The following is a 17,832-nucleotide window of genomic DNA, read 5'->3' as shown; positions in this document are numbered from 1 at the left end:
CACTGTTCGTGGACGAGACCCCGATAACGTCCGGGGATGGCCAGCCCTCGACGATCCAGCGCTCGTCGACGGAGCACGTCCCCGGGCCGCAGCGGCACGCGACAGCAACAGCGACCGTTCCCGAACGCGGGGCCGGGGGAGCGGCTGTGGGTGCTCGACGTGCCGTACGGGATGCAGGTCGACGGCGCCACCTGGCACCCTGCCGTCAAGACCCACCTGTACGTCGGGCGCGCCTTGCCCGCGCACCTCGCGCCGTACTCCCCGGGGCCCTACACGCTCGGTCGCTTCATCGAGAACAACCTCAATCCTGACGATCCGACTCCCGACCGCAATCCGACCGACGAGCTCGAGCCCCGGAGGATCCAGTTCGAGGCAGCCGATGCGATCGCGGAGCGCGCCGCGGCGGACGGACGGCTGTTCCTGCTCGCTGACGAGCCGGGCGTGGGCAAGACCATCTCCGCGGTCCTCGGGGCAACGGCCGTGGGCGACCTGCGCGGTGCGCGACGGGTGCTCGTCGTGGCCGACCGGCCCGCCGCGATCACGATCGGCCACTGGTGCCGCACGATCACGGCCCTGGGGCACGGCGGGCTGGAGTGGGTCGTGATCACGTGGGACCGGCTGGAGAAGGTCAAGGACCACACCTGGGACGTGATCATCGCGGACGAGGCGCACGCGCTGCGCCGTACGACGACGAAGCGATGGAAGCTCTGGGCGCGGATCTCGGGACACGGGAGGCCGCACGACAAGGCGCCGTTCGTCATCGCGACCACCGCGACGCCCGGACACACGCCGCTCGAGCTGCCCTACCTTGCGCCGGCCTATGCGCAGGTGCTCGGCGAGCCGATGAAGGACTGGACCTCCACGACCAAACCCGGGGACGCGTTCACCGCCGCGCTCGAGCGCCACGGTGTCGGGGTGGAACAGGGACGGTACGGCGCGACGTGGACCACCGATCCGGCTCGGCGCGCGGCGGACCTCAAGCTGGTGCGCGGCTGGCTCGACGAGGAGCGGCCTCCGGCGATGCTGCACCGCGCCGCGCCCTGGGGGCCGGTGCCGATCTCCGGCATGCCGGTGGCGCTCACGCCGGGGGAGCGGGCGGCGTACGAGGCCGAATGGGGGGAGTTCTGTCGTGAGATGGACATCGCCCGGCGCGGCCGCAATGTCGCGAAGGGTCGGGCCGCGCTCCTGCGCTTCCGGCAGAAGGCTGGACTGATCCGTGTCGACTCGACGGTCGCCTGGATCGCCCAGCAGGTCGAGGCCGAACGGCAGGTGGCGTGCTCGGTCGAGTTCGTCGCGACCGCCGCTGACCCGATCGCCGACCGGCTGCGTGACTCCGGCATCGAGGTCGCCTCGATCTACGGCCGCGACAGGTTCGACGCAGAGGCCGAGCGGCTCCGGTTCCAGACCGGGGAGGCGAAGGTCTGCGTCTTCACCACGGTCGCCTCGATCAGCCTGCACGCCGGCGAGACCCTCGCCGACGGCAGCCAAGCGAGCACGGAGCCGCGGGTCGGTGTCTTCCACCAGGCCCGCTTCTCGGGCATCGCCGGACGGCAGGTCACCGGCCGCACCCACCGCGACCACCAGGTCTCGCCGTGGCACATCGCCTATGCCGAGGGCACCGTCGAGGAGCAAGTCGGCAAGGTGATGGTGGAGCGGATCGCCGCCGCCTCCGACACGGTGGGAAGCGACACCACCGGGCTCGCGGACCTCGCTCAGCTCCTTGGATCGGACTGGTTGCCCGTCACGACGTTGACTGAGGGCGGCGCCTGACTGGGCGTGGGCTGGGGCCGGACATCGGCGGCTGGAAACTACTCGTGGCGAAGCGCTGCATTCCGCCGCTTCCGGGACGCGGTGGAGGGTGCTTTGATGACGTTGTGAGTGAACCCGTCGATCGCGGTCCGAAAGCCGTCGGAGAGCTCTTTGAGCGTGAACCTTTTCAGTGGGGTCTCCGCGGTGATCCGCTCGTCTGGCGCGCGATGCAGGATCGCCTGGCGGTAGTTGACATGCCAGAGTCAGTGTTCGAGTTGGACGACCTTTTGAGGGACACCTTCCGAGCTGTAGTCGGCGAGGACGTCAACAACCTCGACATTGACGTTTTGCACCGCGAACAGTTCGAGGCAGGAGGGATGTCCTCAGGTCAGATTCCCTTCTCCGCGTGGAGAGAGCGGTTGATCCCCATTCTGATCGATCGCAGCCGACTGAGTTGACTCAATCGTGACCGGGTGCCGCCCTGATCGCGTGCAGCCTTTGAGACCTCATCGGACTGAACGGCCACGTGTCTGACAGCGTCTATCCGCCGCCTGAGGCTTCACCGAAATATCCGCTCAGGTCGAGATGGGTGCATTGCTTCAACCGGCGAACGAGTAGGTCGCATGGGACTCAACCCACGCACCCACGTCGCGTTCTGCCCAGGTGTTGTCGTCAGGTTCGGTGTCGCACAACTCGACGTGGACGTTTCCCGATGACTCCCACTTCTGCCCGATGTACCGGAGTTCGAGCACGACGAACACCCCGGTCCGTTGCTCCCGCTTGCCGCGTACGTCGCCGGTGGCAGTCAGAGGCTCGTTAAGACGAACCACACAGGCAGGCTGAGTGTCTTGACCGGGAATCCACTTCTCGATCTGCCCAGTCACTTGATGCATGCCGCCCAGCCACTGCGGCTGGAAGTCGTAGCCACCGTTGATTGCCACCGCTGTTCCCCTGGGTCGTTGCACAGCCTCATGCTGGCAGCCCAGGCGGGAGCGACGCACTCATTTGGCCGCGACGAGTGCGTCTATCCGCCGCTTGTGTGCCGCTCCGGGGCGACCTGCCCGCTGGATGGCCTGCCCGGGTGTGTCGATGTGCCGCCGAGCGAGCTCGATCCGGCCCTAACGGAGATCTCGGTCACTTGGATGTTGCTGACACCTCACCGGTGAGGCCGTCGATCAATTGAGTTCCGGCAGCAGCCGAATGCAGGGCGCGCAGTGCGATGGCTCGACGGTCGAAGGATTGCACTTCCGCGCCTGGAGTGGGGTCGGTGAGGATCCAGCGGCGCGCCGGTCGTGCCCCGCGGGAGGGCCGACCGGGTTCTGGCTCGCGGTCGACGATTGCGACATACCCGCCGTGCATCGCTTCCGCGAGTCGAGCAGCACGCACCGTCCCGATGCCGGGATGGCGACGCAGACCCTCGGGCGCGGCCGCGGCGACCGCGGCAAGACTGCCGTACGAGGCGAGCAGGCTGCGGGCCATGGTGGTGCTGATCCCCGGAACCACGGAGAGCATCGCCTCAGCCTGCGCGGACGGGTGGCGCGGTGCGCGGCGCGGCCCACCGGCGTGAGTGGTCGGGCCAGCGCGGCGGGCACGCTTGGCGAGTCGAGTGATCCAAGCCGCACTGTCCTCGGCGTCCAGGCTGTGCAACACGGTGAACCCGTCCTCGACCAGTCGGCACACCGCTCCGCGCCAAGCGTCTTCGGCGATCCCGCGCGGTTCACCCTCCACCATGAGCACAGACTGGGCGAAGGCCGACTGCAGACGTACAGCCTGCTCGAAGATGCGTCCATCGCGGATCGACGCCCCCAAGTCATTCGGGCCCTTGCGCTCGATTGCCAGTCCGGGACCGAGCACGTAGTCGCCCACCGGCAGATCGGTCAGTCGCACATCAAGGCCGGCGGCGATCAAGGCCTCCGGGATCGCACTGTTCCGCTCTCGGTAGTCGACCAACACCGGACCCACCTCGACCACGCCCCAACGGTACTCGCCCGCCAGTTGCGGACCGCGGCCGCGAACGACCCTGGCAGCGGAGCCGGCAACGCTCGGGTCGTCGTTCACGAATGCAGCCAGCCAGGAGCCATAGGTGCCGTTCGCCGCGGATGACAGGTAGCGTCGCGAAGATGCCGGACGACCGCACTATCGACGACATGGTCCACGAGTCCGCCCTCCAGCTGTGGGCAGCCGCGCAGACGGACTTCGATCCCTTCGAGGTGCCGCCCGAGGAGTGGGGTCCGAACGTCGTCCCCGTCCGCGACGCCGACATCGCCCACGACACGCGGCTCCATCTTGGTGTCGTCCGCGAGTCGCTCGAACGGCTGGACGGAACGCGCCTCGTCGTTGGGCGTGAGGCAGGTGACCTGATGGTGAGACGGGTCGTCCCGGACGACGTGCCCCTCTGAGGATTGCTCAGCGCCCAAGCATCCGGCCGATGAGTCCGGCATCGCAATCATCCAGCACTACGTCGCCGGAGGAGGCGCCACCGAGGCGAAGTGCGCGCGCAGCCGTCGCTGTCGATGCTTGAAGAAGGCATCGACGAACCTCGCCAGGATCGCGGACATGCCCGGAATGGGCAGACGAGGCTCGAGGATCACTCGGTCGCTCACCCTCGTGCCACCCGGGACGGGAACCAGCGTCCGCTCGTGCTCCCAGTGCCGCATGCTCAACATGGTGGAACGCTCCAGAAATCGCTGGCCCGGCTCGAGCTCGACGATGGTCAGGTGGTCGTAGTCGAAGGGGATGAGCCCGAAGAGTCGAAGCCACGCGCGGCCAACGGGCCGCCCCAGCGGAATGGTTTCGATCGTCAGCCCAGCTGTTCCCCGCGGCATGCGCATGGTCATCCAGGGGCGCATCTCGTGGTTGATCCCCTCCGCCTCAACGACTCGAGCCCACACCGCGGCAGGAGTCGCAGCAACCTCCACGTCGTTCTCGACGACCCTTCTCACGGCGTCCACCCGTCCCTTCCTGCGTACGGCACGCCTCGCACCAAGCGCTGTCCTGACCGCACGACCGGCCGTCGAGCGGACTCTTCGAAGGTGCGCCGTCTCGCCGCTCTTGAGCGTGCGGTCAGCGCCTCTTCTTGGTCAACGTGAGGGCGTGGACGCAGGTCAGCGCGGCCTTGGTGTCGACCATGCCGAGCCCGGAGTGGATGTCGAAGCCCGGGGTCATCATGTCGACGGCTGTCGAGAGCAAGCACTGCTTCGCCTGGGAGGGGGTTGCCGCCGGGTTCGCCTGGAGCATCAGCGCCAGCACGCCGGAGACGTGGGGTGACGACATCGACGTGCCGGAGATGCAGAAGTAGCCGGGCTGCTGGATCTCGGCACACTCGGTCAGCGGGGCGAGCACGGACGGCGACAGGGCGGCCATGATCGTGTCGCCGGGCGCCACGACGTCGACCTGCGGGCCGGTGCCGTCGGCCGCTCCTCGGCTGGAGAAGCCCGTGATCTCCTGGCCGGGCACACAGCCGGACGAGTCCACGGACTTGCAGGCGGCGCCGACGAGGACGGCTCCGTTCGCAGCGTCGTGGTAGCCACCGATCGTGCCGGGCTCGGGGCCGTCGTTGCCGGCGGAGAAGACGACGTGGATGCCGTTGTCGACCACCGAGGCGATCATCTGCGACATCGCGTCGAAGTCGGTCGGCTCGCCGCAGTCCAGTCCGAGGCAGTTCGGCTCGGTCGGGAGCAGCCCCCAGGAGTTCTGGGTGATGTCGATGCCGTATTCCTCGCGGTGCCGGATGGTCCAGTCGAAGGCGGCCAGAGCAGCCTCCTCCCAGTCGAGGTCGTCGACGATGCCGAAGCCGGGGGTCGCGACCCGCATCGAGATGAATTCGACACCCGGCGCGACGCCGGCGAGGTCCGGGCCGCCCTGCGAGGCGGAGAGACTGCCGTCGCCACCCACCGTGCTGGCGACGTGGGTGCCGTGACCGATCTCGTCCTGCAGTGCCAGGGTGCCGGTCGACTCGGCGTACGCATCCCACTGCTCAGCCGTGAAGCCCACCTGCTGGGCCGCCTCGGCGTAGGAGAAATTGAGGCCCTTCACCACGCGGTCACCGAAGTCGGGGTGGGGCGCGAAGATCCCGGAGTCGAGAACGGCCACGGTCACGCCCTCGCCGGTCACGCCCGGCCGGGTCCCGGTGACCCGCTTGCCGTCGACCCGAGTGGTGTACGTGGAGGGCTGGTCGACGCCGAGGGCGTTGATCTGCCCCTTCGAGGCGTAGAGGTATGACACCAAGCGGCGCTGCGGCTCCACCGAGATGACGCCCGGCAGGCTGCTGAGGACGTTGACGACCGGGAGGTCCGCCGTCACCGCGACGGCTCCGATGGTCGGCAGCTCGATCGCCCGTTCCACACCGAGGTTGCGCAGTGCGTCGAGCGTGCCCGCCGGGACTACACCGTCGCCGAAGGCCACGATGACCTTCCCGTGTCCTGCCTCGTCCGTCGGCACGGAGGGTACGGCGATGGCCGTCAGCTCAGGAATCGCTCCGGCCGACACCGGCGCGATGAGCGCGGTGGCGGCGCCGGTCGTGAGAACGGCGACGAGCGCCGCAAGACGCCGAGTGGGTCGAAGCATGGGGTGGACCTCCGTAGCGAGTGGTTGACCTTCCAACGACGCGCGCCCCCGGCGGTTATCAAGGTGGGCTAGACATCGAGCGATCACTCCATCGGCACGGGATCGTCCGCATCCGCGAGGCCTGCCTGGCGGCGTGCCTGGGCGTAGGACGGGCGGCGCAGCAGTGCTGCCACGGGATAGTGCTCCAGCCCGTGCGGCGGACTGTCCACCGGTTCGAAGTGCGGCTCCGGCACCGGCTCGTCCGTGACGGTCAACGTCCCGACCCGATGCCAGTCCCCACCCGGACGGGACCAGGCGATCTCCCAGTCGTCCGACCCGGCCGGCCGCAACCGCACCAGGAGCGGGCCCGTCGGTGTGCGCATCGGGAGCAGGGTCGAGCACGTGCCCTCGCTCCACCGCGGCACGAGCAGGTGGCGACTCACCATTCCGTCACCAGTGCCAGCCAGCAGAAGGTCGCCCCCGAAGGTGTCCTCGCCCATCCCACCGTCGGCACCTCCGCCGTCCGAACCACGGGGCAGCCGGACGGCGACGCCCTCGATGTCTGGCCACCCGGACGGCAGACCGACCGCGCGGCTGTGCCGCACCTGGCACGGCCGTTGGCCCAGGTCGTCCAGGCAGGGCACGCCGGTGACTGACGGTCCGCGGGTGTCGATGGTCCAGGAGGCGTTCCGGGCCTCTCCGCGGGGGTGCAGGGGACGGGATCGGCCGCGCCCGTACACGCGGTTGATGAGGACAGAGAGCACGACGCCACCCAGGGCGGCGGCGTGCTCCACGGCGCCTGTCGGCGCGGCTGTCGGTGCGGACCCGTCCGGACTCGAGCGCTTCACTGCCATGCCTCACTGTAGGCCGAACCGAAGAGCTCGCCAGTGCGCTCGATCGTTGTCAGCCGACGCGTCGCGGATGGACTTCGACCACGTAGGCGTCGTGGTCGGAGATCCGGGTCCCGCTGTCGAACGCTCGATACCGCTGCGCATCACCCATCACCCAGGTCGTCGGGACGGCGATGTGGTCGATGCTGAGGAGAGCGTCGATCTGGTGTGGCGAGGAGGCCGTGGGCACATGCAGTCGCAGCCGGTCGACCGCTTCGAGGATCGAGGTTCGTCCGGCGATGGAGCCGGTCCATTCCCGCCCTGACAGGGCGTGGTTCCAGTCACCGCCCCACACCTCGGGTGCCGCGGCTTCCAGGGCAACGACCGCGGTGTTGGTCTTCTCCGCGGTGTTGGCGCCCACCCAGAGATCACGGGTGCCACAGGAGCGCCAAGGCAGGATCGAGGAGCAGAAGCGGATGCCCTCGATCTCGGCCATGGCCGAGGCTCCGTGCGGGTCGGGCAACGGCCGCATCGGAAGGCGGGACGCGACTGCCGCCCAGCGCCGCTTGGGCATCATCTGCAGACATCCCAGGTGCAGATCGTGCGCCGGGAGATCCACGCGCTCGGACACCTCGGTGAGCAGCAGGACGTCGCAGTCCATCGTCTCGATGAAGGCGAGGTGTCGGGCGTCCCAGCGCCCCGCCAGGTTCCGATGCGCACGGTTGCAGTGTGGCGTCACGCAGCGCCGGGGGATGCCGATTGTGAAGATGCGCCAACGACGAACGGCGGCCACCCGGGTGGGGTGACCGCCGTACGACGTCAGTGCCTTGGTTTCTACACGCTCGTTCCTCGCTGCTCAACCAGCGGCAGGTTGCTGGCTGACTCCATCACCGGCGAGACCAGCGGGGAGGCGAGCCTCAGATGTCGTAGTACTGACTGACTCACCCATGCTGACCTGCGCAAACGTCGAGGTTGGCCGGCTGTTTGTACCGGATGTGTAACAGGCTACCGCGTTGCTCTGGGCGTCCCCGGATGAGTGGGAGCGCCTAGATTGATCTAGATGTCAGCCGCTTTCTAGATCGGCTGAACGTCGCCAGCCCGGGGAGTCGCGCAGATCAATGAGAGCCATCCGTGCGCCGAGCGCTGATCCAGGTGAACTGCTGCTCGGAGCCGCCGGGGGTGCGGTGGATCCGCGTTTCGGCATGGGTAAGGGTGAAGGCACGCGCGACGAGGGCGGCGAGGTCCTCGGCGGAGTGGCGGGCCGTCGGCAGGCCCGAGCAGGACGTGGGTCCGTCGGGGCCGAATGTGGCCAGGACCAGCAGGCCGCCGGGGGAAATGGTGCGGGCGGCCAGGTCGACGTACGCCGCGTGGTTGGCCGGCTCGGTGAGGAAGTGGAGTACGGCTCTGTCGTGCCAGGCGTCGTAGGTGCGCGAGGGTTCCCAAGACAGGACGTCGCTGACGACGTAGGCGACCCGCCCTTCCGCGGAGCCGAGCCGTTCGCGCGTCACTGCGAGCGCTTCGCGGGAGATGTCGAGCACGGTGATGTCGTCGCGGCCCTCGGCGAGGAGCGCGTCGGGGAGCCGGGACGCGCCGGCTCCGATGTCGATCACCGAGCCGGGCTGTTGGCGCAGGAGCTCCACGGAGTGGGTTGGCGTCTCTTCGAACCACGACACCGTGTCGAGGTCACGCGACGCGAAGACAGCATCCCAGTGGTGAGAGCCGTCGTCGCTCATCGGAAGGCGCACCCGCTGCTGACGCCGAGCCGGCGGAAGATGACGGCCGCGGGGCAGAAGCCGGTGATGGACGACTGGAGCAGGTTGAGCCCGACGAAGGCGGTCAGCAGCAGCCACCACGGTGACACGAGCGCCACCAGCAGGACGCTGAGCAGGGTCATGGTGCCGGCGAGGAGGAGAACGGCGCGGTCGAGGTTCATCCCTTGCCTCCGAAGAGGCGGCTGAAGAACCCGGTGCCGGACTCGTGGGGGTGGCCGGCGCACCGGTCGGCGCGAGGGACGCGGGCGAGGACCTGGTCGACGTGCTGGCCGCAGCCGGCCCAGGTGGTCTTGCCGCACTTCTTACAAGTGACTGCTCGGCACATGGTGGAGCTCCTTTGGTTCGGGTGATCGTGCGGGAGGGGTGAGGGTGGTGAGTCTGGAAGGGGAGGTGTGGTCCGGACCCCCGTGGGGTCGGGCGCCCGGACCACGTGCCGCGGCGCAGGGGGATACGCCGCGGCGGTCGAGGAGCGCTCAGCCGTGCGAGAACGTGATGGTCGGCAACACACGGCGAAGCCAGGCCGGCGACCACCACGCCGCCTTGCCGGTCAGGCGCAGCATGACCGGCAGCAGCACGAGCCGCACGAGGAAGGCGTCGAGGAGCACAGCGACGCCGAGCACGATGCCCATCTCCTTGGGGGGCAGCGGGCCGGAGAGGGCGAAGGTGAAGAACACCGCGACCATGACCGCGCCGGCGGCGAAGATGACCCGTCCAGAGTGGGCGAGCGAGCCGACCATCGCGTCCTTAGGGTCGCCCGAGTGCTCGTAGTGCTCCTTGGCCGACGCGAGCAGGAAGACCGTGTAGTCCATCGCGATCGCGAAGATCATGGCGAAGAAGAACACCGGGGCCCACGCGTCGAGGAAGCCCTGACTCTCAAAGCCGAAGAAGTCAGCGCCGATGCCTTCCTGGAAGACCAGGCGGGCCACGCCAAACGCCGCAGCCGTCGACAGCAGGCTGGCCAGCGTGCCGAGCAACGAGATCAGCGGCGCCTGGAGCGCCACCAGCAACAGCAGGAACCCGAGCACGAGCACGACCCCGATCACGAGCGGCGTGGATTCGTCGAGCTGGGCCTTGAGGTCGAGGTTCTCCACCGCCGCGCCTCCAACGAGGGCGCTCGACGGCAGGTCGGCGCGCAGCCGGTCGACGGTGTCGTTGAGAGCGGGGTCGGACGGGTCGACGGTCGGAACGGCCTGGATCAGGACCAGTCCGCTGTCGTCGGCTGCCGGCATTGAGGGCATTGCTCCGGCGATGCCGGGGTCGGAGGCGAGCACGGTCTTCGCGGCGTCGGCGTCGGAGGCCTTCATCACGATCTGGAGCGTGCCGGGCGCACCTTCGCCGAAGGACTCCTGGACGAGGTCGTAGCCGACGCGTGCGCTGGCGTCCTCGGGCAGGACCTTGATGGAGGGCATGGCGGTCTTGAGGCCGATGATGGGTGCGGCGAGTGCGAGCAGCACGATGAGTGCGCCCAGGCCCCAGACGAGGGGGCGCTTCCAGAGTCGCTCTCCCCATGCGGCGAACTTCGGGGAGCGGTGCTCGCCCGTCTTTACCCAGGGCAGGGACAGCTTGTTGATCTTGTGGTCGAGCTTGAACAGCACCAGCGGGAGCAGGGTGAGGGTTGCGGCCAGGACGAAGACGACCGAGAGCATGATCCCGCCGGCCATCGAGCGGAACGACGGCGAGGGCACCAGCATCACCGCCGACAGCGAGATCAAGACGGTAGCGCCCGAGAGCAGGACGGCCTTTCCGGCGGTGTCCATGGTCTCGGCGACCGCCTGACGCGCGGAGTTGCCGGAACCCATGCGGGAGGCGCGGTAGCGCACGACGAGGAACAGCGCGTAGTCGATGCCGAGCGCGAGGGCGAACATCATCGCGAAGTTCATCGCCCAGATGGAGACCGGGACGAGCTCGTTGATGAGGACCAACGATCCGGCGGAGGCGACGAGGCCTGCGAGGGTCAGGATCAGGGGAAGGCCTGCGGCGACCAGGGCGCCGAAGGCGAGCACCAGGATCGCCATGGTGACGGGCCAGGAGACCATCTCGGACTTAAGCATCGCCTCGAGGTTGGCCTCGTTGAAGTCCGACCACAGCAGCGAGGACCCGGTGGGGTTGACCTGGATGCCCTCGACCGAGAGGTCCTGGAGGTCCCCCTTGAGGTCGGTGGCGACCCGGACCATCTCGTTGGTGTCGGCACCCGCGCCCGCAAGGATGATCGCGGTGCTGCCGTCCTGGCTGATGGTCGCGCCGGGCATCGGCGCGATCACCTCAGCGATGCGCGGTTCGGCCTCGAGCATCCGGGTCACCTGAGCGAGGACCTCGGCGCCGGGGCCCTCGGTGACGGGTCCGTCGGTGGAGTGCACGACGACCTGGATGGCCGAGGAGGCGTTACCGCCGAAGCTCTCTTGGGCGAGCTCGCGGGCGGCGACGGACTCCGAGCCGTCGGCCTGCCAGCCGGCGCCGGACAGGTTGTGCTCGACCTGGGGAGCGAAGGCGCCCAGGCCCACGATGAGCAGCAGCCAGACGCCGGTGACGAGCTTGGCGTGGCCGCTCACCCAGAGACCGAGGCGGCCGAGGGGTCCGGGGCGGAAGCCGGGAGTGAAGTCGGGGGCGCCCTTCGACGGGGCGGTGGTGGTGCTCATGGATGTTCCGTTCGGTGAGGGGTGAGCGATCGGTGTGATCAGAGAAGGGCGGGGACCGCGCGGGCGGCCGTGTAGACGGCGACGCCGAGGACCAGGACGGCGAAGGCCGCCTGGAGGCGGTGGGTGTCGACACGGTCGGCGAGGCGGGCCCCTGCGACGGCTGCTGCCGCTGACGTCGCCGTGAGGACGGCGACGGTCGCCCAGTCCGGTGGGTCGCCAGAACCGGCCCGGACGACCAGCGCTGCGGCGCTGGTGATGGTGATGACCACCAGGGACGTGCCGGCGGCGTACTCCATCGGCAGCGCGAGGGCGAGCAGGAGGGCGGGTACGACGAGGAAGCCTCCGCCGACGCCCAAGAAGCCGGTCAGCGCCCCGACGACGGTGGCGGTCAGCAGCACCTTGAGGGCCCGGGGGCACTGGCAGGCGAACGTCGGGCTGAACGTGATGATCGGGTCGTCCAGGGTGGGCCGCGCGACGTGCCGAGCGTCGTCTCCGCGACGGTGGCGTAGCTGGCGCCAGGCCAGCATCCCGCCGACCAGCAGCATCAGGGCGGCGAAGGCGGCCAACAGGACCTCCTCGGAGACCCGATCGGACGCCTCCGCTCCCGCCACCGCCCCGCCGATCGCGACCAGGCCGAAGACCAGGCCGCGGCCGAGCAGCACGTTGCCCGCGCGGTGCGCGGCGATCGCCCCGATCAGGGAGGTGACGCCGACGACCACCAGCGACCCGGTCGTCGCCTGGGAGGCGGACTGGTCGAGCAGGTACACCAGCACCGGCACGGCCAGGATCGAGCCGCCGCCACCGAGTGCCCCCAGGGACAGGCCGATGAGCGCGCCGGCGGCGACGGCGAGGAGCAGTGTCATCTCAGACGTCGGGCCCGTCGGCACCGTCGGTGGGGTCGGTGGTGTCGCCCTCGGGGCGCACCAGGTGCAGGCCGACCTTCTCGGCGTTCTCGAAGGAGTCGTCGACTGCGACGGGGGTCCGGCCGGCGGCGGCGACGAACGAGGCAGCGACCGAGGCGCGGTAACCACTGGCGCAGTGCACCCACACCTCACCGGCCGGCACCTCGCCGACGCGGCGGGGCAGCTCGTGGATCGGGATGTTGACCGCCCCGGCGATCGCTGCACCCTCGTACTCGTCAGCGCGGCGCACATCCAGTACGACGACGTCGCGGTGGTGGCGCACCTGCGCCAGATCGGCGAAGGTGGCGGTCGGGAAGCTACCGAGGTCGCCGTCGGTCCAGTCCTGCGGACCGCCGGTGGCCTGGGCTGCGGGCCGGTCGATGCCGATCCGAACCAGCTCACGCTGGGCGGTGGCCACGTCCTCGGCGGTCTCACCGAGCAGGGTCACGGCGGTGCCCCACTCGATCAGCCAGCCCAAGTAGGTCGAGAAGGCACCGTCGAGTCCGAAGTTGAACGCTCCAGGGGCATGCCCAGCGGCGAAGGCCTTGCGATTGCGCAGGTCCACCACCCACTCACCCGCGTCGATCCGGCGCCGCAGCTCGGTCGCGTCGGCCTCCTGCACCGGGGAGAGGTCGGGCGCGGAGGGACCGGCGGCGTTGGCGGGTCCCATGTGCACGTAGTACGCCGGCCAGGCACCGAGGCCGTCCAGCAACTCGCGGACGTAGGTCTCCTCGTCCTGGGTCAGGACCGGGTTCGAGCGCTTCTCCTCGCCGATCGTCGAGGCCGTGGCTTCGGACTGCGTGGCCGAACAGAACGACCCGAACCCGTGAGTCGGGTAGACCTCGGCCTCGTCGGGCAGCTGCTCGGCGAGCTTGTGCGCCGATGCGTGCTGGTGACGCACCAGGGCGTCGGTGTGCTCCTCTCCGAGCAGGTCGGGTCGACCGGTGGCGCCGTAGAGAAGCGAGCCGCCGGTGAACACGGCGTACGGCTCCTCGCCGTCAGGCCCGTCGACAGAGAGCGCGTAGGACAGGTGGGTAAAGGTGTGACCGGGGGTGGCGATCGCACGGACGCGCATCCGGTCGCCCACCTCGACGACCTCGCCGTCGGCGATCGGGGTGCGGTCGAAGGACACCTCGTCCTCGCCGTTGACCAGGTAGGCCGCTCCGGTTGCCTGCGCGAGCGCCAGGCCACCAGTGACGTAGTCGTTGTGGATGTGGGTCTCGAACACGTGGGTCAGTCGCACGCCGTCGGCCTCGAGCACCTCCAACACCCGGTCGATGTCGCGCTGAGGGTCAATCACCAGGGCGGCTTCGCCGTCGTGGACCACGTAGGTGCGGTCCCCGAGCGATGAGGTCTCGAGGGTGCGGACGGTCAGTCCCTCGGCCGGCCGCTGCTGGGCCTCCTCGGTCGCCGAGGCCGGTGCGGGTGTCTCGGTGGTGGTGGCGTCAGTCATGTTCGCCTCACTTCTCAATCGGTAGCCCGGAGCGGACCCAGGCGCTGGTGCCGCCGGCGACGTTGATCGCCTCGAAGCCGTTAGCGGTCAGAACGTCGGCCATCGCGCTGCTGCGGTTGCCCGAGGCGCACACCACGTGCACCAGACGATCGCGGTCGATCTCGCCCAGCCGGGCGGTCAGCTGACCCATCGGGATGTTGACCGCACCCGGCACGTGACCCTCGCGGAACTCCGCAGGCTCACGGACGTCGACCACCGACGCGCCCTGATCGAGCGCCGCAGCGAGCTGGTCGATGGTGGTTTCACGCATAGAGGGGACTCCTTTGCTGGCTCGTCGAACTACCCAAACGGAACCCCCGGGGGGGTTATGCCCAAACATTAACACATCCCCCAGGGGGGTTGTACAGTTGTGGGTGCAGCCTAGCCACGGACCTCGTGATCGGTACCCGAGAGGAAGAGACCCCATGACGCAGTACACGCTCGAAACCACGGTGCCCCGCCCCTACGACGAGACCGTCGAGGCGGTGCGCGCTGAGCTCGCCGCCGCGGGGTTCGGCATCCTCACCGAGATCGACCTCAAGGCCACGCTGAAGGCCAAGCTCGATGTCGACGTCGCACCCCAGATCATCCTGGGGGCCTGCCGCCCCCAGCTAGCGCACCAGGCATTGCAGGCCGATCCCTCCATCGCCGCACTGCTGCCCTGCAACGTCGTCGTCCGCGCCCTCGACGACACCACCACGGTCGTCGAGGCCTTCGACCCCGACGCCATGATGTCCCTCGCCGGTCACGCCGGCGACACCCTCCGCACCGTCGCGACCGACGCACGACAGCGGCTGACCGCGGCCCTGGCCGCACTGGAGAAGAACTGATGGACCTCGAACCCACCGAGATCAAGGCGATCATCACCCGCATGAAGCGCGCCAACGGGCACCTTGCCAGCGTGATCCGGATGATGGAGGAGGGCTCTGACTGCGAGTCCGTCCTCACACAGTTGGCCGCCGTCAACAAGGCGCTCTCCCGCGCCGGCTACGCCATCGTCGCCACCGGCCTGCAGCAGTGCCTCACCGAGTCCGACGAGGGTCTTGACGACGTTGACGTCAAGAAGATGGAGAAGCTCTTCCTCGCCCTTGCCTGAGGCGGCCCCACCAGGCGCGCTGGGGTGCTATCGGGAGCGCATGTCCTCGTCGATCTTCTCGTGTTTCGGGGTAGACGCCGGGTCATCATTCTGCGAGTTGCCGTGGCGTCGGCGCCAAGCGACCGTCAGTGCCCCGAGCAGGATGACTGCGGGCAACAGCCAGTCCGGCGCCGCGGCGGCCCACGTCGCTGCCGTCTGTTGGGCGGTGAACTCCAATTCCACGGTATCGGCGATGCCGAAGGCCCCGGTGATGCCGGCGGTGCCGTCGTAGCGGAGGAACACCACTCCGATGATCACGAAGAGGACGCCGGCCGTGGCGGATGTGGTGTGGACGCGCAGCGGCCCCCAGGTCAGGGTGCGGCCGCGTAGCCAGCGGCGGCGGCCGAGATCGAAACGGTCCCAGATGGCGGCGAGCACCAGGAGAGGTGCTGCCATCCCGAGTGCGTAGACCGCAAGGAGGGCTCCGCCTCGCCACGGCGTGCTCTGGGTGGCGGCAACTGTGAGGATGGCGCCGAGCACAGGGCCGGAGCAAAAGCCCGCGAGGCCATAGACGGCCCCCAGGATCAGGGTCGAGACCCATCCTTGGCTCGTGCGGGCGGCCGACCAGCTCTGGAGGCGGCTAGCGAATGGCAGCGCGAAGCCCTTGCCGAGCAGCTGCAGGACACCCAGCCCGATGATGGTCCAGCCGGCGACCGCGATCAGAAGCGGTCGGTGGCCGTAGATCAGGCGTGACGCGGCTGCGGCGCCGGTCCCGAGCGGAACCAGGGTGATCAGCAGGCCGACGTAGAAGACCAGTGTCCGGGTCACCAGTGCGCGCTTGGTGGCGAACGCGTAGGCGAAGAACGACGGCAGCAGCAGTGCGCTGCACGGTGAGAGGAGCGCGAGGACCCCGGCGGCGAACGCCGCGAGGACGCCGATCTCGATCATCCGGCGTCGGCCTCCTCGATAAGGTCCTCGAACACCTCGGTTGGTTGGGCGCCGATGACCGGGACGCCGTTGATCAGGAACGATGGCGTTCCGGTGATGCCCAGTTCCTGGCCTTCCTGGAAGTCGGCGTCGACAAGCTGCTCGGTCGTCTGGGACTTCATGTCGGAACGGAACTGCTGCACGTCCAGGCCGAGCTCATCGGCGATTCCCTCGACGTACTCCTGATTTAGGTTGCCGCTGTTCGGCGGCAGCTGATCGGCGTACATGGCGTCGTGGAACTCCCAGAACGCGCCTTGCGCGGCGGCCGCGCGGCCGGCCAGAGCGGCAGTCGCCGACTCCGGCCCGAGGTAGGGGAAGTCGCGCCACTCGATGCGGAGGGTGCCGTCGGTGACGTACTGCTCCTCCAAGGCCGGGGCGGTGTCGCGAGCCCACTTGCCGCAGAACGGGCACTGGAAGTCGGAGTAGGCGATGAGTACTACGGGGGCGTCAGCCTCGCCCTTGGCCATCGGGTCGTCGACCTGGCGTCGTGCCAGCGAGTCGTCGCTCGTGCTCGACCGCTGCGAGTCTGTGGGGGACCCGACTGACCTGTCGGCCTCGTCGTCGCCGGAGAATACGCCGGCGAGCGCTGCGATCAGCGCGACGGCGGCGGCGAGCGCGACGATCGCCGGCAGGATGGGGCTCTTACGGGCAGGATGCGACTCAGGCATGAACTTCCTTCAGATCGGTGGGGCAGGAGATCTCGCCGAGCAGACGTCGCCGTAGCGCCCAGGCGAGGAGAACGACCGCGGCAACTTGCAGCAGCGGCTGGATGGGCTCAAACCAGGTCATCGCTCCCGCGCTACCGAGAGCGAGGAGTACGAGCTTGTTGCACACCGGGCAGCCGACGGCGAAGTAGGTCAACGCGCTGCCGACCCATCCGCCGCGCTGGACCTGGCGGTCATCACCCATACGTGCCGGGGCGGCCACATAGGACCCGACCAGTAGCCCAGCCAGGATCGAGGAGAGGATGAGAGACGGCCAGGACCACCACGTGGGAGGCACCTCGCGGCCGAAGATCGGAGTGTCGATCAGGTCCGTTGGAATCGCCACGACAAGGACGAACGCGGCACCAGCAGCGAGCGCCGTCAGCCATCGCCGAGCAGGCCAGAGGCGAAGCGCCGCGATCACGCGCCGACCTCCACCGGGAGTGCGTGAGTTCTCCACTCCAGCATCCCGTCCTCCAGGCGGCGGGCGTGGATCCCCTCGGTAGCGAGCAACCGGACGGCGTCGTGCGCGAGGACGCAGTAGGCGCCGCGGCAGTAGGTGATCACCTCGCCGCCGGCCCGCAGGTCGGCCACGGCGTTCGGCAGCTCCTCGAACGGAAGGCTGCGGGCGCCTGGGATGTGCCCCGCGGCGTACTCCTCCGAAGGTCGGACATCGATCACAGCGGCCGACCCAGCCTCGAGGAGGTCGAGCAGCTCTTGTCGGGTCACGATGTCGATCTCACCTGAGCCTGGAACGCCGAGGTAGGCCGCCAACGCCTGCTCCACGTCGGCGGACCGGGTACGTGCAACGGTCAGCATCGCGCCGTACAGCGCAACCACGTCATCGCCCGCCAGTCGGTAGTAGACGCGCGTCCCGTCCCGACGCGTCCGCACCAGGTTTGAGGACTTCAACACCTGTAGGTGAGCCGACACCGTGCTGACCCCCATGTCGGCTGCACGGGCCAAGCTCTCGACGGTGCGCTCCCCCTGAGCGAGCAGATCCACCAGCTCGAGCCGCTTGGCGCTACCGAACGCTTTGCCGACCACCGCCAGCTCGGCGAACAGCCCGTCTTTCGCGTCACTCATCCAGTCCTCCAAAGATCATTGGAGAAGGGAGCGTAGCGGACCTGTGGCTCGCTC

22 protein-coding genes are annotated in these 17,832 nt (G+C 69.0%); 5 read left to right on the top strand and 17 right to left on the bottom strand.

The features are described from left to right. Window positions 1–36: 36 nt before the first annotated feature. A complete protein-coding gene (locus C9J87_RS03920; protein ID WP_036490926.1) occupies window positions 37–1,770 on the top strand; it encodes a DEAD/DEAH box helicase in 1,734 nt (577 codons plus the stop codon). Window positions 1,771–1,874: 104 nt separating this feature from the next. After that, window positions 1,875–2,207, top strand: a complete 333-nt coding sequence (locus tag C9J87_RS03915) for a hypothetical protein (RefSeq protein WP_036490923.1) — start codon at window positions 1,875–1,877, stop codon at window positions 2,205–2,207. A 141-nt stretch (window positions 2,208–2,348) separates the two neighbouring features. Here the strand turns inward: C9J87_RS03915 and C9J87_RS03910 are convergent, their stop codons facing one another. Both C9J87_RS03910 and C9J87_RS03905 read right to left on the bottom strand, forming a co-directional pair. Continuing rightward, window positions 2,349–2,690 (bottom strand): hypothetical protein, encoded by a 342-nt coding sequence (locus tag C9J87_RS03910; RefSeq protein WP_036490920.1) that lies wholly within the window; start codon window positions 2,688–2,690, stop codon window positions 2,349–2,351. A gap of 193 nt (window positions 2,691–2,883) precedes the next feature. After that, complete coding sequence (locus tag C9J87_RS03905; protein WP_107704805.1) at window positions 2,884–3,807, bottom strand: ERCC4 domain-containing protein; 924 nt, start codon at window positions 3,805–3,807, stop codon at window positions 2,884–2,886. Window positions 3,808–3,869: 62 nt separating this feature from the next. On the opposite strand from C9J87_RS03905, the gene C9J87_RS03900 reads away from it, so the two are divergent. Beyond that, window positions 3,870–4,148, top strand: coding sequence for a hypothetical protein (locus C9J87_RS03900; protein ID WP_107704804.1), 279 nt, complete (start codon window positions 3,870–3,872; stop codon window positions 4,146–4,148). Window positions 4,149–4,205: 57 nt separating this feature from the next. On the opposite strand, the gene C9J87_RS03895 is transcribed toward C9J87_RS03900, so the two are convergent. The 11 genes from C9J87_RS03895 to C9J87_RS03850 all read right to left on the bottom strand — a co-directional run bounded on the left by C9J87_RS03895 (window position 4,206) and on the right by C9J87_RS03850 (window position 14,197). Beyond that, window positions 4,206–4,700, bottom strand: coding sequence for an SRPBCC family protein (locus C9J87_RS03895; RefSeq protein ID WP_198652271.1), 495 nt, complete (start codon window positions 4,698–4,700; stop codon window positions 4,206–4,208). A gap of 112 nt (window positions 4,701–4,812) precedes the next feature. After that, on the bottom strand, window positions 4,813–6,315 hold the full coding sequence (locus C9J87_RS03890) for a S8 family serine peptidase (RefSeq protein ID WP_107704803.1): 1,503 nt from the start codon (window positions 6,313–6,315) through the stop codon (window positions 4,813–4,815). Window positions 6,316–6,398: 83 nt separating this feature from the next. Then, on the bottom strand, window positions 6,399–7,148 hold the full coding sequence (locus C9J87_RS03885; protein ID WP_198652270.1) for a hypothetical protein: 750 nt from the start codon (window positions 7,146–7,148) through the stop codon (window positions 6,399–6,401). 49 nt (window positions 7,149–7,197) lie between these two features. Beyond that, window positions 7,198–7,785, bottom strand: a complete 588-nt coding sequence (locus tag C9J87_RS03880; RefSeq protein ID WP_107704801.1) for a hypothetical protein — start codon at window positions 7,783–7,785, stop codon at window positions 7,198–7,200. Window positions 7,786–8,239: 454 nt separating this feature from the next. Continuing rightward, window positions 8,240–8,857 carry a class I SAM-dependent methyltransferase gene (locus tag C9J87_RS03875; protein WP_036490918.1) on the bottom strand — a complete coding sequence of 206 codons (618 nt, stop codon included), beginning with the start codon at window positions 8,855–8,857 and terminating at the stop codon, window positions 8,240–8,242. Then, window positions 8,854–9,057 (bottom strand): YgaP family membrane protein, encoded by a 204-nt coding sequence (locus C9J87_RS03870; protein ID WP_036490917.1) that lies wholly within the window; start codon window positions 9,055–9,057, stop codon window positions 8,854–8,856. The genes C9J87_RS03875 and C9J87_RS03870 overlap by 4 nt, the downstream gene beginning before the upstream one ends. Further along, window positions 9,054–9,221: a hypothetical protein gene (locus C9J87_RS19910; RefSeq protein WP_170070286.1), complete on the bottom strand. Its 168-nt coding sequence runs from the start codon at window positions 9,219–9,221 to the stop codon at window positions 9,054–9,056. The genes C9J87_RS03870 and C9J87_RS19910 overlap by 4 nt, the downstream gene beginning before the upstream one ends. A gap of 148 nt (window positions 9,222–9,369) precedes the next feature. Beyond that, complete coding sequence (locus tag C9J87_RS03865; protein ID WP_010833480.1) at window positions 9,370–11,532, bottom strand: MMPL family transporter; 2,163 nt, start codon at window positions 11,530–11,532, stop codon at window positions 9,370–9,372. Between the two features lie 38 nt (window positions 11,533–11,570). After that, entirely contained in the window at window positions 11,571–12,395 is an 825-nt protein-coding gene (locus tag C9J87_RS03860; protein WP_010833479.1) for a sulfite exporter TauE/SafE family protein, read from the bottom strand. A gap of 1 nt (window position 12,396) precedes the next feature. Further along, complete coding sequence (locus tag C9J87_RS03855) at window positions 12,397–13,887, bottom strand: MBL fold metallo-hydrolase (protein ID WP_010833478.1); 1,491 nt, start codon at window positions 13,885–13,887, stop codon at window positions 12,397–12,399. A 7-nt stretch (window positions 13,888–13,894) separates the two neighbouring features. Beyond that, the gene (locus C9J87_RS03850; RefSeq protein WP_010833477.1) at window positions 13,895–14,197 is read right to left on the bottom strand and encodes a rhodanese-like domain-containing protein; all 303 of its coding nucleotides are present in this window, start codon (window positions 14,195–14,197) and stop codon (window positions 13,895–13,897) included. A 154-nt stretch (window positions 14,198–14,351) separates the two neighbouring features. Here C9J87_RS03850 and C9J87_RS03845 point away from each other — a divergent pair, with 154 nt between their 5' ends. Beyond that, window positions 14,352–14,756 (top strand): DUF302 domain-containing protein, encoded by a 405-nt coding sequence (locus tag C9J87_RS03845; protein WP_010833476.1) that lies wholly within the window; start codon window positions 14,352–14,354, stop codon window positions 14,754–14,756. Then, on the top strand, window positions 14,756–15,022 hold the full coding sequence (locus C9J87_RS03840; RefSeq protein WP_010833475.1) for a metal-sensitive transcriptional regulator: 267 nt from the start codon (window positions 14,756–14,758) through the stop codon (window positions 15,020–15,022). The genes C9J87_RS03845 and C9J87_RS03840 overlap by 1 nt, the downstream gene beginning before the upstream one ends. Window positions 15,023–15,049: 27 nt before the next feature. Here C9J87_RS03840 and C9J87_RS03835 read toward each other — a convergent pair whose 3' ends face one another. The 4 genes from C9J87_RS03835 to C9J87_RS03820 are packed head-to-tail and all read right to left on the bottom strand — an operon-like array spanning window position 15,050 to window position 17,778. Beyond that, window positions 15,050–15,949, bottom strand: a complete 900-nt coding sequence (locus C9J87_RS03835) for a cytochrome c biogenesis CcdA family protein (RefSeq protein ID WP_010833474.1) — start codon at window positions 15,947–15,949, stop codon at window positions 15,050–15,052. Then, window positions 15,946–16,656 carry a DsbA family protein gene (locus tag C9J87_RS03830; RefSeq protein WP_010833473.1) on the bottom strand — a complete coding sequence of 237 codons (711 nt, stop codon included), beginning with the start codon at window positions 16,654–16,656 and terminating at the stop codon, window positions 15,946–15,948. Before C9J87_RS03830 ends, C9J87_RS03835 begins: the two co-directional genes overlap by 4 nt. Then, window positions 16,649–17,116: a hypothetical protein gene (locus tag C9J87_RS03825; protein ID WP_010833472.1), complete on the bottom strand. Its 468-nt coding sequence runs from the start codon at window positions 17,114–17,116 to the stop codon at window positions 16,649–16,651. Before C9J87_RS03825 ends, C9J87_RS03830 begins: the two co-directional genes overlap by 8 nt. Next, a complete protein-coding gene (locus C9J87_RS03820; RefSeq protein WP_036490915.1) occupies window positions 17,113–17,778 on the bottom strand; it encodes an ArsR/SmtB family transcription factor in 666 nt (221 codons plus the stop codon). The genes C9J87_RS03825 and C9J87_RS03820 overlap by 4 nt, the downstream gene beginning before the upstream one ends. Between the last annotated feature and the right edge of the window lie 54 nt (window positions 17,779–17,832).

It is taken from the genome of Nocardioides allogilvus, from assembly GCF_003047285.1.
GTDB classification, from domain to species: Bacteria; Actinomycetota; Actinomycetes; order Propionibacteriales; family Nocardioidaceae; genus Nocardioides; species Nocardioides allogilvus.
The sequence above is the reverse complement of the archived record's forward strand: the minus strand, read 5'-3'. Positions and strand labels throughout refer to the sequence as shown.

Excerpts from the sequence above, each read along its gene's own strand:
- C9J87_RS03820 (WP_036490915.1), bottom strand. The coding sequence starts at position 17,778 with ATGAGTGACGCGAAAGACGGGCTGTTCGCCGAGCTGGCGGTGGTCGGC.
- C9J87_RS03840 (WP_010833475.1), top strand. The coding sequence starts at position 14,756 with ATGGACCTCGAACCCACCGAGATCAAGGCGATCATCACCCGCATGAAG.
- C9J87_RS03875 (WP_036490918.1), bottom strand. The coding sequence starts at position 8,857 with ATGAGCGACGACGGCTCTCACCACTGGGATGCTGTCTTCGCGTCGCGT.
- C9J87_RS03870 (WP_036490917.1), bottom strand. The coding sequence starts at position 9,057 with ATGAACCTCGACCGCGCCGTTCTCCTCCTCGCCGGCACCATGACCCTG.
- C9J87_RS19910 (WP_170070286.1), bottom strand. The coding sequence starts at position 9,221 with ATGTGCCGAGCAGTCACTTGTAAGAAGTGCGGCAAGACCACCTGGGCC.
- C9J87_RS03920 (WP_036490926.1), top strand. The coding sequence starts at position 37 with ATGGCCAGCCCTCGACGATCCAGCGCTCGTCGACGGAGCACGTCCCCG.
- C9J87_RS03880 (WP_107704801.1), bottom strand. The coding sequence starts at position 7,785 with ATGGACTGCGACGTCCTGCTGCTCACCGAGGTGTCCGAGCGCGTGGAT.
- C9J87_RS03845 (WP_010833476.1), top strand. The coding sequence starts at position 14,352 with ATGACGCAGTACACGCTCGAAACCACGGTGCCCCGCCCCTACGACGAG.
- C9J87_RS03865 (WP_010833480.1), bottom strand. The coding sequence starts at position 11,532 with ATGAGCACCACCACCGCCCCGTCGAAGGGCGCCCCCGACTTCACTCCC.
- C9J87_RS03855 (WP_010833478.1), bottom strand. The coding sequence starts at position 13,887 with ATGACTGACGCCACCACCACCGAGACACCCGCACCGGCCTCGGCGACC.
- C9J87_RS03860 (WP_010833479.1), bottom strand. The coding sequence starts at position 12,395 with ATGACACTGCTCCTCGCCGTCGCCGCCGGCGCGCTCATCGGCCTGTCC.
- C9J87_RS03885 (WP_198652270.1), bottom strand. The coding sequence starts at position 7,148 with ATGGCAGTGAAGCGCTCGAGTCCGGACGGGTCCGCACCGACAGCCGCG.
- C9J87_RS03830 (WP_010833473.1), bottom strand. The coding sequence starts at position 16,656 with ATGCCTGAGTCGCATCCTGCCCGTAAGAGCCCCATCCTGCCGGCGATC.
- C9J87_RS03900 (WP_107704804.1), top strand. The coding sequence starts at position 3,870 with ATGCCGGACGACCGCACTATCGACGACATGGTCCACGAGTCCGCCCTC.
- C9J87_RS03850 (WP_010833477.1), bottom strand. The coding sequence starts at position 14,197 with ATGCGTGAAACCACCATCGACCAGCTCGCTGCGGCGCTCGATCAGGGC.
- C9J87_RS03835 (WP_010833474.1), bottom strand. The coding sequence starts at position 15,949 with ATGATCGAGATCGGCGTCCTCGCGGCGTTCGCCGCCGGGGTCCTCGCG.
- C9J87_RS03890 (WP_107704803.1), bottom strand. The coding sequence starts at position 6,315 with ATGCTTCGACCCACTCGGCGTCTTGCGGCGCTCGTCGCCGTTCTCACG.